The sequence below is a fragment of the Microvirga sp. P4_A5 genome (genome assembly GCF_056402495.1).
On sequence record NZ_JBFUHH010000102.1, the window covers coordinates 1 to 14,459 of the forward strand.

19 protein-coding genes are annotated in these 14,459 nt (G+C 65.5%); 5 read left to right on the plus strand and 14 right to left on the minus strand.

Annotation, left to right across the window (positions count from 1 at the left end; genetic code table 11):
* Positions 1-653: ABC transporter substrate-binding protein (locus AC1DVM_RS19385; protein ID WP_477257125.1), on the plus strand; the 653-nt coding region annotated here is incomplete at its 5' end.
* A 10-nt stretch (positions 654-663) separates the two neighbouring features.
* Here the strand turns inward: AC1DVM_RS19385 and AC1DVM_RS19390 are convergent.
* The 4 genes from AC1DVM_RS19390 to AC1DVM_RS19405 are packed head-to-tail and all read right to left on the minus strand — an operon-like array spanning position 664 to position 3,815.
* Positions 664-1,173 (minus strand): OsmC family protein, encoded by a 510-nt coding sequence (locus tag AC1DVM_RS19390; RefSeq protein ID WP_477257127.1) that lies wholly within the window; start codon positions 1,171-1,173, stop codon positions 664-666.
* 16 nt (positions 1,174-1,189) lie between these two features.
* Positions 1,190-1,978, minus strand: a complete 789-nt coding sequence (locus AC1DVM_RS19395) for an ABC transporter ATP-binding protein (protein ID WP_477257129.1) — start codon at positions 1,976-1,978, stop codon at positions 1,190-1,192.
* Positions 1,978-2,832, minus strand: coding sequence for an ABC transporter permease (locus AC1DVM_RS19400; RefSeq protein ID WP_477257131.1), 855 nt, complete (start codon positions 2,830-2,832; stop codon positions 1,978-1,980). The genes AC1DVM_RS19395 and AC1DVM_RS19400 overlap by 1 nt, the downstream gene beginning before the upstream one ends.
* 23 nt (positions 2,833-2,855) lie before the next feature.
* Positions 2,856-3,815: an aliphatic sulfonate ABC transporter substrate-binding protein gene (locus AC1DVM_RS19405; RefSeq protein WP_477257132.1), complete on the minus strand. Its 960-nt coding sequence runs from the start codon at positions 3,813-3,815 to the stop codon at positions 2,856-2,858.
* Here AC1DVM_RS19405 and AC1DVM_RS19410 point away from each other — a divergent pair.
* The 4 genes from AC1DVM_RS19410 (at position 3,814) to AC1DVM_RS19425 (ending at position 8,101) form a co-directional block, all read left to right on the plus strand.
* Positions 3,814-4,014 carry a hypothetical protein gene (locus AC1DVM_RS19410; RefSeq protein ID WP_477257134.1) on the plus strand — a complete coding sequence of 67 codons (201 nt, stop codon included), beginning with the start codon at positions 3,814-3,816 and terminating at the stop codon, positions 4,012-4,014. The genes AC1DVM_RS19405 and AC1DVM_RS19410 overlap by 2 nt on opposite strands.
* 36 nt (positions 4,015-4,050) lie before the next feature.
* Positions 4,051-6,801 (plus strand): [protein-PII] uridylyltransferase, encoded by a 2,751-nt coding sequence (locus AC1DVM_RS19415; protein WP_477257136.1) that lies wholly within the window; start codon positions 4,051-4,053, stop codon positions 6,799-6,801.
* A 63-nt stretch (positions 6,802-6,864) separates the two neighbouring features.
* Positions 6,865-7,464, plus strand: a complete 600-nt coding sequence (gene grpE, locus AC1DVM_RS19420) for a nucleotide exchange factor GrpE (RefSeq protein WP_477257138.1) — start codon at positions 6,865-6,867, stop codon at positions 7,462-7,464.
* 1 nt (position 7,465) lies between these two features.
* Positions 7,466-8,101: a trimeric intracellular cation channel family protein gene (locus tag AC1DVM_RS19425; RefSeq protein ID WP_477257139.1), complete on the plus strand. Its 636-nt coding sequence runs from the start codon at positions 7,466-7,468 to the stop codon at positions 8,099-8,101.
* Between the two features lie 12 nt (positions 8,102-8,113).
* On the opposite strand, the gene AC1DVM_RS19430 is transcribed toward AC1DVM_RS19425, so the two are convergent.
* The 10 genes from AC1DVM_RS19430 to AC1DVM_RS19475 all read right to left on the minus strand — a co-directional run.
* Positions 8,114-9,049 (minus strand): hypothetical protein, encoded by a 936-nt coding sequence (locus tag AC1DVM_RS19430; RefSeq protein ID WP_477257141.1) that lies wholly within the window; start codon positions 9,047-9,049, stop codon positions 8,114-8,116.
* A gap of 33 nt (positions 9,050-9,082) precedes the next feature.
* Entirely contained in the window at positions 9,083-9,700 is a 618-nt protein-coding gene (locus tag AC1DVM_RS19435; protein ID WP_477257143.1) for an alpha-ketoglutarate-dependent dioxygenase AlkB family protein, read from the minus strand.
* A gap of 20 nt (positions 9,701-9,720) precedes the next feature.
* On the minus strand, positions 9,721-10,239 hold the full coding sequence (locus AC1DVM_RS19440) for a GNAT family N-acetyltransferase (RefSeq protein WP_477257145.1): 519 nt from the start codon (positions 10,237-10,239) through the stop codon (positions 9,721-9,723).
* The gene (locus AC1DVM_RS19445) at positions 10,236-10,856 is read right to left on the minus strand and encodes a 2,3-bisphosphoglycerate-dependent phosphoglycerate mutase (RefSeq protein ID WP_477257147.1); all 621 of its coding nucleotides are present in this window, start codon (positions 10,854-10,856) and stop codon (positions 10,236-10,238) included. The genes AC1DVM_RS19440 and AC1DVM_RS19445 overlap by 4 nt, the downstream gene beginning before the upstream one ends.
* Positions 10,857-11,003: 147 nt before the next feature.
* Positions 11,004-11,801 carry a 4-hydroxy-tetrahydrodipicolinate reductase gene (dapB, locus tag AC1DVM_RS19450; RefSeq protein WP_477257159.1) on the minus strand — a complete coding sequence of 266 codons (798 nt, stop codon included), beginning with the start codon at positions 11,799-11,801 and terminating at the stop codon, positions 11,004-11,006.
* Between the two features lie 40 nt (positions 11,802-11,841).
* Positions 11,842-12,135, minus strand: coding sequence for a DUF1330 domain-containing protein (locus AC1DVM_RS19455; protein WP_477257149.1), 294 nt, complete (start codon positions 12,133-12,135; stop codon positions 11,842-11,844).
* A complete protein-coding gene (locus AC1DVM_RS19460; RefSeq protein ID WP_477257151.1) occupies positions 12,135-12,425 on the minus strand; it encodes a DUF1330 domain-containing protein in 291 nt (96 codons plus the stop codon). Before AC1DVM_RS19460 ends, AC1DVM_RS19455 begins: the two co-directional genes overlap by 1 nt.
* A 51-nt stretch (positions 12,426-12,476) precedes the next feature.
* Positions 12,477-13,208: an orotidine-5'-phosphate decarboxylase gene (gene pyrF / locus AC1DVM_RS19465; RefSeq protein WP_477257153.1), complete on the minus strand. Its 732-nt coding sequence runs from the start codon at positions 13,206-13,208 to the stop codon at positions 12,477-12,479.
* 8 nt (positions 13,209-13,216) lie between these two features.
* Complete coding sequence (locus tag AC1DVM_RS19470; protein WP_477257155.1) at positions 13,217-13,840, minus strand: class I SAM-dependent methyltransferase; 624 nt, start codon at positions 13,838-13,840, stop codon at positions 13,217-13,219.
* Between the two features lie 64 nt (positions 13,841-13,904).
* The coding region (locus AC1DVM_RS19475; protein WP_477257157.1) for a DnaJ C-terminal domain-containing protein at positions 13,905-14,459 on the minus strand (555 nt) is incomplete at its 5' end.

Below are 14,459 nucleotides of genomic sequence, written 5' to 3' on the forward strand. Positions count from 1 at the left end.
GGCGTCGGTCGGTTGCGGCGCTCATCCCGGAAACCACCTACGGCAGCGTTGCCGAGGCGCAGTTCCGCGAGGCGGCCGCGCGGAGCAATCTCCGGGTCGTGGCGATCGAGCGCTATCCGGCCGGACAGCCGCAAGGCGCGGTCCAACGGCTGGCGCAGGCAATCGCGGGCGGCGCGCCGCAGGCGGATGCGCTTTTCGTCCCTGAAAATGCCGATGGTCTGCCGGTCGTCGCCCAGGCACTGCAGGGAGCGGGCGTCGATTCCCGCAAGGTGAAGCTGCTCGGAACGGGCTTGTGGAACGAGCCGCGCGTGTTCGATGTGCCGGGGCTGCAGGGGGCGTGGTTCGCGACGCCCGACAATCGTGGCTTCAACGCCTTCGCGGCGCGGTATCGCCAAAGGTTCAACGCCGATCCGATCCGCCTCGCGACCCTGTCATATGACGCGGTGACGTTGGCCGCGGCGCTGACGCGCGTTCAGGGGTCGCAGCGCTTTTCCGACGAGGTGCTCACCAATCCAGCGGGGTTTGCCGGCGCCGATGGGGTGTTCCGCTTCAACGCCGACGGCACGAACGAGCGGGCGCTCTCCGTCCAGGAGGTCCAGACGGGAGCGGCCGCGACCATCAGCGCCGCGCCGCGCTCGCTCGGCGGAACGTGAAACCGCGCGATCAGACGCGCGACAGGGTGCTGCTGAGCTCCGGACGGTGGTTGAGCGTCTGGTAGACGACGCAATAGCGCTCGGCGAGCTTCAGCAATTGATCGACCTTCTCCTGCGGCGCATCGGTGTCGACCTCGAAGCTCAGACGGATGGCGCGAAAGCCGACCGGCGCCGTCTTGTCGACGCCGAGGGTGCCGCGGAAATCGAGATCGCCTTCGGCCTTCACGACGCCGGCGCGCAGATCGATTTCGAGGGCGGTGGCGACAGCCTTCAACGTCACGCCCGCGCAGGCGACCAGCGCCTCCAGCAGCATGTCGCCCGAACAGAGTTCCGCGCCCGTACCGCCGCTGGCCGGATGCAGTCCCGCGATCGCCAGCGCACGGCCGGTCTCGACCTTGCAGGCAATGTGCTGATCGTCGAGCGTTCCTTGCGCCCGCAAGGTCACGACGGCGGAATCCGGCTCGGCGCGATATTGATCTTTCAGCGGCGCCTGTAGCGCGCGCAATTCCGTCGATTCCATGGGTGCGTTTCCTGAATTACCACCAGAGCCCGGCCGCCTCGCGGTCGCGCTCGCGTTGCGGGGATGTTTGCACGGTGTTGAGGGAGTGGTCCAGAGCGCTCATCACGCGCCGCACCGCGCTTTCGAACGGAAGCGAGGACCGGTCGCGCGGACGCGCGATGGCGAGCGGCAATTCGTCGAAGATGCGGCCGGGTTTCGGCTGCATGACGATGGCGCGGTCCGCCAGCGTCACGGCTTCATGGACGTCGTGGGTCACCATGAGGACGGTGGGCCGCGTCTCGTCCCAGAGGCCGAGAAGATGATCGTGCAGGCTCGCGCGCGTGAAGGCGTCGAGCGCCGAGAAGGGTTCGTCGAGCAACAGCACCTTCGGGTTCGCGACGAATGCGCGCGCGATGGCGACGCGTTGCTGCTGGCCGCCCGAAAGATCGCGTGGCCAGCGCTTTGCGTGTTCTGACAAGCCGATTTTCTCCAGCGCGTGTGCGATGCGCGCCGCGCGTTCGCCGGAAGCCACCGCCCTGAGCCCGAAACCCACGTTGTCCGCCACATCGAGCCATGGCAGCAGGCGCGGTTCCTGAAACACGATGCCGATGGCGGGATGCGGTTCGACGATGGCCTCGCCGTCGAGACGGATATCGCCCTGGCTTGCGCGGTCGAGGCCTGCGATGAGGCGCAGCAACGTGGTCTTGCCGCAGCCCGATCCGCCGACGAGCGCCACGATCTCGCTTTCGCGAACCGTGAGATTGATGTCGGACAGCGCGCGGGTCCCGTCCGCGTAGGTCTTGGAAAGGTGTTCGAGGTTGAGCATCAGAGCGTTCCCCGGGCGGTGTCCTGCCAGCGCACGAGCGGTTTCGTTGCCCCCACCAGGATGCTGTCGGCGAGTTTGCCCAGAAGCGCGAAGGCGATGATGGCCGCCAGAATATGATCGGGTCGGCCCATCTGCTGGCCGTCGACGAGCAGATAGCCGAGGCCCTCCGACGCACCCATGATCTCAGCCGCCACCACGAACATGAACCCGAGGCCGAGGCCGGACCGAAGCGCGATCAGCGCCTCCGGGAGCACCGCCGGCAGCAGGATCCGCCGCGCCATGTCCACGCGGGAGAGCCGGAAGACACGCCCCACTTCGATGAGCTTCCGGTCGACGGACAGAATCGCGCCCGTGATGCCGAGATAGACCGGAAAGAAGACGCCGATGGCGATGAGCGCCACTTTCGATGCTTCGAAAATACCCAGCCAGAGAATGAACAACGGCACCCAGGCGATGGATGGAATGGCGCGAAGCGCCTGCAGAGTCGGATCGAGCAGCCGCCGCGTGGTCTCGGACGATCCCGAGATCGCCCCGAAGACGATCCCCGCCGAGGCCCCGATGGCGAAGCCTACTAGGACACGCCAGAGAGTGGCCCTGACGTGGATCCACAATTCGCCGGTGGCGGCGAGGTTCGTCAGCGTGGCGATGATGCGGCTGGGGGGCGGAACGAGGCGCCCTTGAACGAGGCCCACATGGACCGCCGCTTCCCAGAGCAGCGCGATGGCGACGGGCAGAAAGAAGCCGAGAAGGACACGCCAATCGAGGGCGCGCCGCTTCCCGGCAGTCGGAGGAGCCGCGAGAGCGGCGACTTCCTCGAGGGAGGACCAGGCGTGGCTTGTGGCTTTGCCTGTCACGGCGCTCTCCCGTGCTTCAGCTCTTAGCGCGACGCGGTGGCGAAGCGGCTATCGATCAAGCTGTCGACGGCGGCCTGCACGTTCGTGTCGGTCGTGATGACTCCGGCTTGCTGCAAGGCGAGTCCGGCGGCAAGGATCGTGTCGGCCTGCGGCTTGCCGATGGTCGAATGGGTCAGCTCGGTGCGCGTGAGCTGGCGGTCGATCACGGCCTCCGGCAGCTTGGTGTAGGTCACCAGCGACTTCTTCAACTCGGCCGGGTTGGCCAGCGAATAGGCGCGGGCTTCCTCATAGGCTTTCAGCACTTTCTGAACGAGGGCCGGATTGTCCTTCGCGAAGGCCTCGCTCACGTTGAGGACACCCCAGGTGTTGGCCGGCGCATTGCGGTAGAAGAGCTTGGCGCCGCTCTCCACTTCGGCGGCCGCCATCAGCGGATCGAGCCCTGCCCACGCATCCACGTCGCCGCGCTCGAGCGCGGTGCGTCCGTCCGGATGCTGCAGGAGCACGAGCTTCACGTCCTTTTCGGTGAGCTTCGCTTCCTGCAGGGCGCGCACCAGGAAGATGTGCGGATCGGTACCGCGGGTGACGGCGACCCGCTTGCCCTTCAGGTCCTCGACCTTGGTGATGGTCGAATCCTTGCCGGCGACCAGGGCGGTCCATTCCGGACGCGAATAGACGTAGATCGACTTGATCGGGTTGCCGTTGATCTTGCCGATCAGGGCCGCGGCGCCGGCGGTCGATCCGAAATCGATCGATCCGGCATTAAGGAATTCAAGCGCCTTGTTGGAGCCCAGCGACTGTACCCAGCGAACGGTGATGCCGTCCTTGGCGAGTTCCTTTTCAAGGAAGCCCTTGTCCTTGAGGACGAGGCTCACCGGGTTGTAGGTGGCATAGTCGATCCGGACTTCCTTCGGCTGTGCCGAGGCGGCGGTCACGAAGCCGGCGGCGAGGGTGGCGGCGAGGAGGAGGCGGCGGGAGAGGCTCATGGTCAATCTCCTGTGTTCCGCGCTTGCAATCGAGGCCATGACGGTCACGATTGCCCGGCGCTTTAGCTGCACTTGTTTCGCGCCCGCAAGCTGCATGCTCAAATCGGCGCGTGTCCTTTTTGTAGGACGCATCGTTTCTTATGTCAAACAAGTATTTTTAAAAGAACAATCCTCTCTCGCGCATGGGCTTCGGTGGTAGGGAATGCTAATCGGTGACGACCAAACAGGGCTTTCTATGCCGAACTACCCTCTCGACGACGTTCTGACCGCCTTGCGCGGCGCGCCCCTGCGGGACGCGGGCGACCTCAGATCCCGCATCGTGCCCGAGCTTCTGCGCGTCATCGGCGAGGGGCGAGCCGAGGCCGAGAAGCGATTGCTGGCGGACCAGGACGGCCTTGCCTGCGCGCGGGCCCTTTGTCACGACATGGACCGGGTCGTCTGCACCATCTACGCGGCGGTGGTCGAACACCTTTATCCCGCCCACTACACCTCTTCGGGCGATCGCCTTGCCCTTGTCGCCACAGGCGGATACGGGCGTGGCACCCTTGCGCCGGGCTCGGATGTCGATCTGCTGTTCCTGCTTCCCTACAAGCAGACGGCCTGGAGCGAGAGCGTCGTCGAGGCCATGCTCTACGTGCTGTGGGACCTGAAACTCAAGATCGGCCATGCGACCCGCTCGGTCGAGGATTGCATGCGCGAAGCCGCGAGCGACATGACCATCCGGACCTCGCTGCTCGAAGCCCGTTTCCTGTTCGGCGACGAGGCGCTCTACGACAATCTGGTGGAACGGTTCGACCGCGACCTCGTCGCAACGTCGTCCCCCGCCTTCGTGGACGCCAAGCTGAAGGAACGAGACGCCCGCGTGGCGAAAGCGGGCGCGTCACGTTACCTCGTCGAGCCCAACGTGAAAGACGGCAAGGGAGGATTGCGGGACCTCAACACGCTGTTCTGGATCGCCAAGTACGTCTACCGCGTGCGGGAGCCCGAAGAGCTGGTGCGGGCGGGTCTGTTCACGACGGACGAGTTTCAGCTCTTCGCGCGTTGCGAGGAATTTCTCTGGCGCGTGCGCTGCCACCTCCATTTCCTCACCGGCCGGGCCGAAGAGAGGCTGACCTTCGACGTTCAGAAGCGCATCGCCGAACGCATCGGCTACAAGGGACGCGGCGGRCTGTCGGGCGTCGAGCGGTTCATGAAGGCMTATTTCCGGATCGCCAAGGACGTGGGTGATCTCACCGCGATCGTGTGCGCCGAGCTGGAAGCACGGCAGGCCAAGAAGCTGCCGGTTCTGAACCGGGTCTTCGACCGCTTCCGGCGCAAGCGCGGCGGCGCTTTCGCGGTGGATGATTTCATCATCGACAACAATCGCATCAATGTGCTGGACGAGGATGCGTTCGAGCGCGATCCGACCAACCTGATCCGGCTGTTTTGGCTGGCGGACAAGCACAACCTGCCGATCAACCCCGATGCCACGCGCCTCGCAACGCGCTCGTTGAACCTTGTGGGTCCCACATTGCGCAAGGACTCCGACGCCAACAAGATGTTCCTCGACATCTTGACGTCGCGCAATTCGCCGGAGGTCGTGCTGCGGCTGATGAACGAAGCGGGCGTGCTGGGCCGCTTCGTTCCCGAGTTCGGCCGCATCGTGGCGATGATGCAGTTCAACATGTACCACCATTATACGGTGGACGAGCATCTGCTGCGCTCGGTCGGCGTTCTCAACGACATCGAGGCGGGGCGGCTCGGGGGCGATCACCCGCTGGCGCACAAGATCGTCGGGACGATCCGCAACCGGCGTGCGCTTTACGTGGCGACTTTCCTGCACGACATCGCCAAAGGACGGCCGGACGATCACTCCCTCGCCGGCGCCGCCATCGCGCGCAAGCTCGGGCCGCGCCTTGGTTTGACGGATGCCGAAACCGAGACCGTCGCGTGGCTGGTCGAATATCATCTGCTGATGTCGAACACCGCGCAGAGCCGGGATCTCTCGGACAATGCCACCATCAAGACCTTCGCGGACGTGGTGCAGACCATGGAGCGGCTGAAGCTGCTGCTCGTTCTCACCATCGCCGACATCAAGGCGGTGGGCCCCGGCGTCTGGACCGGCTGGAAGGGTCAGTTGCTGCGCAACCTCTATCATGAGACGGAGATCGTCCTCGGCGGCGGCGCGATGGATATCGCCCGCTCGGAACGGGTGCGGCTGGCGCAGGAGGAATTGCGGACCGAACTTCCGGACTGGACGAGCAAGCAATTCGACGCCTATGCGGCGCGCCATTCGCCCGGCTATTGGCTGAAGACGGACGTGGCGCGCCGTGTGGCGCAGGCGCGGTTCGTCAACGAGGCCGAAAAGGCCGGCCGGACGGTGACCACCACGTTCGAGACCGACCAGTTCCGCGGCGTGACGGAGCTGACGATCCTCTCTCCGGACCATCCTCGCCTGCTCGCCATCGTCACCGGCGCGTGTGCTGCGTCCGGCGGCAACATCGTCGATGCGCAGATCTTCACGACGACGGACGGGATGGCGCTCGACACCATCGTGCTGTCGCGCGCCTTCGACCGTGACGAGGACGAATTGCGGCGCGCCGGGCGCGTGGCGAACGCCATCGAGCGGGCGCTGAAGGGTGAGGTCAAGATCGCCGACCTGGTCGATGGCAAGAGGCCGGCGCCGACCCGTGTCAAGCCTTTCCACGTGCCGCCCGACGTGACGATCGACAACTCCCTGTCCAATCGCCAGACCGTCATCGAAATCTCGGGGCTCGACCGTCCGGGCCTGCTCTATGACCTGACCACCGCGCTCGGTAAGCTCAACCTCAATATCGCGTCCGCCCACATCGTGACCTTCGGCGAGAAGGCGGTCGACGTGTTCTATGTGACGGATCTGACCGGGACGAAGATCACCCATGCGGGCCGCCAGGCCGCCATCCGACGGGCCGTGCTGGAGGTGTTCAAGACGGACGAAAGGGAGGCTCCCCAGCGCCGCAGCGCTTGATTTGTCGCTCCCATGACCTGATATGTGGCGTGACCCATTTCCCTCGATTTCAGATGATAGACGATGAAACCGAACGACACGGAACAACAGAACGCGACCCAAATCGAAGCGGACGCCGAGGCTCCCGAGACGCCCGTGGACCCGGTGGCCCTTCTCGAAGCCGAGAAAAACGACCTCAAGGATAAATTCCTGCGGGTGATGGCCGACATGGAGAATCTGCGCCGCCGCACCGAGCGGGAGGTCGCCGACGCGCGCGCCTATGCGGTGGCGAACTTCGCCCGCGACATGCTGAACGTGGCCGACAACGTGCGGCGCGGCATCGAGACCGTGTCCGATGAGGCTCGTGCCAGTGCCGAGGGCGCCTTCAAGGGCCTGATCGAGGGTATCGACCTGACCGAACGGGATCTTTTGAAGATTCTGGAGCGGCACGGCGTGAAGAAGCTCGACCCGATGGGCCAGAAATTCGATCCCCACCTCCATCAGGCCATGTTCGAGGTTCCCAACCCCGACGTTGCCAGCGGCACGGTCGTGCAGGTCGTGCAGCCCGGTTTCGTGATCGGTGAGCGGGTCCTTCGCCCCGCCCTGGTCGGGGTTGCCAAGGGCGGTCCGAAGACCAACGGCAACGAGGCGCAGGACACGGGCACCGCCGCGTCCGAAATCTGACATGACCGATTTTGGCCCCCTCAGCGTCGAATCCGTTGGGGTGGCCGTTTTCGCCCTATCGGGCGCACTTGTCGCAGCCCGCAAGGGCATGGACCCTTTCGGCTTTGCCCTTCTGGCGACGGTGACAGGCGTGGGCGGCGGCACGTTGCGGGACCTGCTCATCGGCACTCGACCGGTCTTCTGGGTCGGCGATCCGACCGACGTTCTCGTCTGTCTTCTGGTCGCCGCCGCGACCTTCTGTCTGGGCCCCCGCCGCATCGGCATCTTCGATGGGGGGCTGCGCGGGCGCGCCTTGCTATGGGCGGACGCCCTCGGTCTCGCGCTGTTTGCCGTGGTGGGAACCGAAAGGGCGCTTGCCGCCGAGGTTCCAGCCCTCTCGGCGATCGCCCTTGGCACCGTCACGGCGACCTTCGGCGGCATCATTCGCGACATGCTGGCGGGAACCACGCCCCTGGTGTTGCGACAGGAGATCTACGTGACGGCCGCCGCCCTCGGCGCCGGCGTGATGGTCGGCCTGAAATCCCTTGGGGTCGATCCCGTCATGAGCGCCGCCGCCGGGTTCGCCGCCGCTTTCATCCTGCGCGCCCTCGCGCTCCTGCGCGGCTGGTCGCTGCCGGCGTTTCCCCCTCGGGACTGAAGCTTAAAAACCTCACGGCGCCATATCGATGCTGTCGACCACATTGCGAAACCGCGGCAGCATCTCCGCGCGCTGATCGATGCGGGCGATCCCCACCATCCTCACATAGCGATCCGCGTCGAAACGGATGGTCTGCATGACGATGATCGGTTCGCCGGACGCGGAATCGACGGCCTTGGCGACGGTCTCGTGCCACTCCTGACCCTTCATCCGAAAGGATTCCGCCCGTTCGACCACGACTTGCTTGATGCTCTGGTTGGAGACGAGAGCCGCCCGCGCGAATCGGTCGCGCTGTTCGGAAATCGGGGGCGGAGCCAGCGAGATGGCCAGGATGACGACCGGTTGTTCCAGCCGCCGCACGGTGTCGAGCGGCCCGTCGGTGAGGAGGACGGAATTGCCTGCGAGCACCCGCACGGGGCGAAAACCGGCCTTGTCGCCAATACGGAACGGCAGGGCTGCGATCTGCTCGTCGAGGGCGACCGGACCCCTCAGCGCGACGCTCGTCAGCGCCTTGCGCATCTGCTGTTCGCTGTAGCCGTCCGCGCCGCCTTCCACCTGAGCGATGAGGAGCGCGGTCATGTCAGCGCCCTTGACGGCGAGGACCCATTTGCGCCCCTTGACCGCGCCCGTCATGGCGCCCGAAATCAATATTCCGGAAGCGGCGCCGATTTTCAGGCTCTCGCGCGCCGTGACGTCGATGCCCTGACGCTTCAAGGCGTCCTTCGTGAGGCCGGCCGCCAGCTCGTTATAGGCCTCAGGCGGCATCTCCGAGAAGGTGATGGCCGTGGCCTTCTCCGAGTTCTCGAATCCGCTGAACCGCTTGGACAGCACCATGTCGTCGAGGGGAACGATGCCGACGCGGGAGGCCGGCGGGAACACCGGATCGGCCGCGGATACGCCCTGCAGCGTCAGGATCAAGCCGAGTGCGGCGAGCAGCGGGCCTCTCATCGTGTCCTCCGGAACATAGATTGCCGTTCAGGCTTAGAGCGCCCGTCCGACCTTGCGCAAGGTGAGATTGAGTCGCCCCCCCTGCGGCAGCAGATCGGAGCTCCCGGCGATGAGCCGGTCGATGCCGTGGTAGATCAGCCGGGCCGGGCCGCCGAACACGATCGCATCGCCCGAGCGGAGCCGGACCGAGCGGGTGGGGTCCTTGCGCTCGAGACCTCCGTAACGGAACAATGCCGTATCCCCGAGGGACAACGACACCACGGGCGCGGCGAATTCTTCCTCGTCCTTGTCCTGATGCAGCCCCATCCGCGCCGAGGGTTCGTAGAAATTGATCAGGCAGGCATCCGGCGGGTGAGGGTATTCCCCGAGAGCGTTCCAGGCACCGAGAAGCATTTCGGGCATTTGGGGCCACGGCCGGCCGGTCTCCGGATGGGTCGGCTGATAGCGGTAGCCGGTTTCGTCCGACACCCAGCCGAGCGGGCCGCAATTGGTCATGCGCACCGAGAAGGGTTTGCCGGTCTTGGGCATGCGGGGCGTGTAGATGGGCGCCTGCCGGGTGATCTCCCGGATGCTCGCGAGAAGCGCTTCCTGGGCCGCACGATCCAGATAATCGGGATGATACGTCACGCCGGGGGCGAGCGAGAGACCCATGGCGGCTCCTCCATGATGGTTCAGGCAAGCGCCTTCCAGAAAATCGTCGTATCGCAGACCGAGCCGTCCGGGTTGAGCGCATATCCCGGAATGATCCCGGTCTTTACGAAGCGCAGCCGGCTGTAGAGCCGCTCGGCCGGAGTGCCCGTACCGGTATCGAGTGTGAGCAGCGAGAGCCCGCGCTCTCGCGCCGTCTCTTCCAGCGCATTCATCAGGGCCGCCGCGATCCCGCGCTTCCGTGCTTCCCGGTGGACCAGAAGCTTTCGCACGTCCCCCCGATGAAGCTGGTTGGGCGGAACGTCGAAGGAGAGCTGGACCGTGCCGACGAGCAGATCGTCTACATAGCCCCCGAACAGGATGGTCTTGCCGGATTCCACCGTCTCGATCACGCCGCCCCACCACGCCTGAGCGTCCTCGACGGTGAACGGCCACATGAAGCTGACGGACGAGCCGCCATTGACGCAATCCGCAAGGATTTCAGCCAGCCGGCCACGCTCCTTCGCGGCCGCGCGCGCATCGAGAATACGGATGTCGTTCACGTGGCCAGCACTTTCTTGTCTTCGACCGTGGTGTCGGCCTTCAGGCGGTAGACGAGCGGAATGCCGGTTGCCAGTTCCATCGACGGGATGGTCTCGGGCGTCAGGCCGTCGAGCACCATCACGAGGGCACGCAGGGAATTGCCGTGGGCCGCCACGAGCACGCGCTCGCCGCGCATGACCCGGGGCAGGATCTCGCGCATGTAATAGGGCAGCACCCGCGCCACCGTGTCCTTGAGGCTCTCGCCGCCGGGAGGCTGGACGTCGTAGGACCGCCGCCAGATGTGGACCTGATCCTCGCCCCACCGGGCGCGGGCATCGTCCTTGTTGAGCCCCGACAGATCGCCGTAATCGCGCTCGTTGAGGGCTTGGTCCTCGAATGTTTGCAGATCCGGCTGGCCGAGCTCCTTCAGCAGCAGGGTGCAGGTGCGCTGGGCGCGGGAGAGGCTCGACGTGAAGGCGACGTCGAACTCGATCCCTTCGGCCTTCAGCCGCCGCCCGGCCTCGATCGCTTCCTCGACGCCAAGCTCGGTGAGGTCGGGGTCCTTCCAGCCGGTGAAGAGGTTCTTGAGATTCCAATCGCTCTGGCCGTGACGGACGAGGACGAGAAGGCGGTTCATTGAGGAGCTCCGAGGGGTGGGTGAGTGGCGAGTGGCGAGTGGCGAGTGGTGAATGGCGAGGGGTGAGTGGTGAGGGGTGAGTGGGAGGGCATGAAGGGCACGGGCGAACCTCTTTCTGCCATTCGCCATTCGCCACTCACCATTCGCCTAGAACCCCAGGACATCCGCCATCGAATAATACCCGGGCTTCTTGTCGAAGGCCCAGAGCGCTGCTTTGACGGCGCCGCGGGCGAAAAGGCTGCGATCTTCCGCCCGATGGGTCAGTTCGATCCGCTCGCCCGGTCCGGCGAACATCACCGTGTGATCGCCCACCACCGTGCCGCCCCGCAGGGACGCGAATCCGATATCGCCGTCGCGACGCGCCCCGGTATGTCCGTCGCGGGACCTCACCGAACGATCCTTCAGCGAAATGCCCCGGCCGTCCGCTGCGGCTTCGCCGAAAAGGAGCGCCGTGCCGGACGGAGCATCCACCTTCATCCGGTGGTGCATTTCCATGATTTCGATGTCGAAATCCTCGCCCAGCGTCGAGGCGGCCTTGCGGATGAGGCTCGCCAGGAGATTGACCCCGAGCGACATGTTGCCGGACTGGACGATCCGGGCGTGGCGGGCCGCCGCTTCGAGCTTGGTGAAATCGTCGGGCTGAAGGCCGGTCGTGCCCACCACGTGGACGATTCGCGCCTGAGCGGCGAGGGCCGCGAAGGCGGTCGTGGCGGCGGGGGCGGTAAAATCGAGAACACCGTCGGCTTCGGCGAAAACCGGCAGCGGATCGTCCGTCACGCTGACGTCGAGAAGCCCGATCCCGGCGAGAAGGCCGGCATCGTGCTCCAGGGCCTCGGAGCCGCTCCGCTCGATGGCCCCGACGAGGCGGCAGCCCTCGGTCTCGGCGACGGCCCTGATCAGAATTCGCCCCATGCGCCCGGCGGCGCCGACGACGACGAGACGCATCTCGCTCATGGTCTCGATCTCCTCGACAAAAAGTCGGCGGTTAGCCCTCGTAGCCTTCGATCACGATGATCTCGGCAATGGCATGTCCGTCGCGCTTCTTCTTGACGGCTTGGTATTCGGGCGAATCCCAGCAGGCGAGGGCGGCCTCGTAGGATGGAAATTCGATCACGATATTGCGGCTCCGGCTCGCACCCTCGACGGCGCGGAAAGGGCCGCCCCGGACGATGAAGCGACCGCCGAATTTGGCGAAGGCGGGGCCGTTGGAATGGACGTATTCCTGATACGCCTCCGGGTTTTCGACGTCGACCCGGCCGATCCAATATCCCTTCTTCATCATTCGGCTCCCTCGACAAGGACGAATTCGGCGATGCAAGCGCCCTCGCGGTGGGCTTTGGCGGCTTGGTATTCGGGGGAGTGATAGTAGCGCYGGGCCTGCTCCATCGAGTCGAACTCGATCACCACGTTGCGGGGCCTCGCGTCCCCTTCCAGCGCCTCGAACGCGCCGCCGCGCACCAGCGGGCGGCCGTTATATTGCCGGATCGCCGCTGTCGCCCCCTTGGCGTACTCGGCATACGCCTCCGGATTGGTGACGGTGACGCGGGCGATCACATAGGCTTTCGGCATCAGAGACTCCTCGAAATCAGGTGTGCACCGAACGCCAGTGCCGTTCGTGCGTCAAGCCTCGACGGCGCCGGCAATCTCATCGACGATCGCCCGGGTGGCAGAGCGGGGATCGGCGGCCTTCACGATCGGCCGGGCGACCACCAGATGGTCGGCGCCGAGGCGGATCGCATCCGCCGGGGTGAGGACGCGCTTCTGGTCGCCGGCGGGGGAGCCCGACGGCCGGATGCCGGGCGTGACGATCAATCGGTCGGGACCGAGCAGGCTGCGCATCCTCTGCGCCTCCGGGGCGGCGCAGACGATGCCGTCGATGCCGATGTCGCGCGCCTGAGCGGCCCGGCGGGCTACCAACTCGGCGACGCTGCCCGGCTCATAACCCGCATCGGCGAGATCCTGGTCGTCGTAGGACGTCAGCACGGTCACGGCGAGGATCCTGAGCGCGGCGTCGCTCCGGCCCGCCACCGCCGCGCGCATGGTCTGCGGGTAGGCGTGGACGGTCAGGAAGGTGACGCCCAGGCGGGCGACCGACCGCACGCCCGCCTCGACGGTGTTGCCGATATCGTGCAGCTTGAGGTCGAGAAAGACTTTCTTGCCTTCACCCACGAGCTCGCGGGCGAATTCGAGTCCGCCCGCATAGGCGAGCTGATAGCCGATCTTATAGAAACTGCCGGCATCGCCGATCTGCCGCACGAGAGCCCTCGCTTCGTCGACCGACGAGAGATCGAGGCCGATGATGAGCTTGTCGCGGATGTCCGATGCCGGGAGAGACTCGACGGAAACGGACATGGCGGACCTCATGGCGATTTGACCTTGTGGTAGACCCAGACCCGGGCCGGCGGGAGATTGCGCCAGATGCGGTCCGAACCCTTCGCACGGTAGGTGTCCGACCTTGCCGGCATCGGGGGCACGACGGCGTAGGTGAACTGGATGAAGGGCGCGTCCGGATGCGTCACGGCCTGGGCCGCCTCGAGGAGGTCGAGACGGTGATCCATCGGCTTGGTGAAAAGCGGCAGGCTCGACACGGTTGCGGCGGCGGGCTCCCGCAGAATGCCCGACAAGGTCTCGTGCAGGTCGTAGGCGTCGCCCTGGATGATCGTCGCCTTGGGGAAACGGCGCTTCAGCAGCTGGCAGAATTCCGGATTGAACTCGACGAGGATCAGCCGATCCTGTGCCACACCGCGCCTGATCAGCGCGTCGGTGACGGGGCCCGTGCCGGGTCCAAGCTCGATGATCGGGCCGGGAATTCGTGGATCCACATAGGATGCCATCTTGCGCGCCAGGATCTTGCCGGACGGCATCACCGCGCCGATGGCGAGGGGTCGTTCCAGCCAGAGACGCAGAAACTTCGCCTCATCCTGAAAGCGATCCTTGCCGAGGGGCAATTTTCGCGGGCTAGGCCGTTGGAACGACTGAAGCACTGGTTAGCCCCTTGAGCGGCAGATCACGAAGGTTCTTTAGAACTCAAAGAAAACGACCGTCAAGCTAAGTTGATCCGCTAAAACCATCGAGAAATTCGCGAACCCGTGCAAAAAAGCCCGAACTCTCCGGGTGATTGTCCTTGGAGGATTCCTGTTCGAACTCCGCCAGGAGCTCCCGCTGACGCTTGGTAAGTTTCTGCGGCGTTTCCACAGCAACCTGAATGTAGAGGTCGCCGACGTCGCGGGAGCGCAGAACCGGCATGCCCTTGCCCTTGAGGCGGAACTGCTTGCCGGATTGCGTCCCTTCGGGGATTTTCAGGCTCGTATCGCCGCCGCCGATGGTCGGCACGTTGAGATCGCCGCCAAGCGCCGCCGTCACCATCGAGATCGGAACGCGGCAGAACAGATCCGCGCCGTCACGCTGGAAGAACTGGTGAGTTTTGATGGAAAGGAAAATATAGAGGTCGCCCGCGGGGCCGCCGCGCGCGCCGGCCTCGCCTTCGCCCGCGAGACGGATGCGGGTGCCTTCCTCGACACCCGCCGGAATATTGACCGAGAGGGTGCGCTCGCGGGTCACCCGGCCCGCGCCGCCGCAATCGGCGCACGGATCGTCAATGAC

Coding starts and splice junctions, on each gene's coding strand:
- AC1DVM_RS19405 (WP_477257132.1), bottom strand. CDS start 3,815: ATGAGCCTCTCCCGCCGCCTCCTCCTCGCCGCCACCCTCGCCGCCGGC.
- AC1DVM_RS19410 (WP_477257134.1), top strand. CDS start 3,814: ATGGTCAATCTCCTGTGTTCCGCGCTTGCAATCGAGGCCATGACGGTC.
- grpE (WP_477257138.1), top strand. CDS start 6,865: ATGAAACCGAACGACACGGAACAACAGAACGCGACCCAAATCGAAGCG.
- AC1DVM_RS19435 (WP_477257143.1), bottom strand. CDS start 9,700: ATGGGTCTCTCGCTCGCCCCCGGCGTGACGTATCATCCCGATTATCTG.
- dapB (WP_477257159.1), bottom strand. CDS start 11,801: ATGCGTCTCGTCGTCGTCGGCGCCGCCGGGCGCATGGGGCGAATTCTG.
- AC1DVM_RS19425 (WP_477257139.1), top strand. CDS start 7,466: ATGACCGATTTTGGCCCCCTCAGCGTCGAATCCGTTGGGGTGGCCGTT.
- AC1DVM_RS19395 (WP_477257129.1), bottom strand. CDS start 1,978: ATGCTCAACCTCGAACACCTTTCCAAGACCTACGCGGACGGGACCCGC.
- AC1DVM_RS19445 (WP_477257147.1), bottom strand. CDS start 10,856: ATGAACCGCCTTCTCGTCCTCGTCCGTCACGGCCAGAGCGATTGGAAT.
- pyrF (WP_477257153.1), bottom strand. CDS start 13,208: ATGTCCGTTTCCGTCGAGTCTCTCCCGGCATCGGACATCCGCGACAAG.
- AC1DVM_RS19390 (WP_477257127.1), bottom strand. CDS start 1,173: ATGGAATCGACGGAATTGCGCGCGCTACAGGCGCCGCTGAAAGATCAA.
- AC1DVM_RS19430 (WP_477257141.1), bottom strand. CDS start 9,049: ATGAGAGGCCCGCTGCTCGCCGCACTCGGCTTGATCCTGACGCTGCAG.
- AC1DVM_RS19455 (WP_477257149.1), bottom strand. CDS start 12,135: ATGAAGAAGGGATATTGGATCGGCCGGGTCGACGTCGAAAACCCGGAG.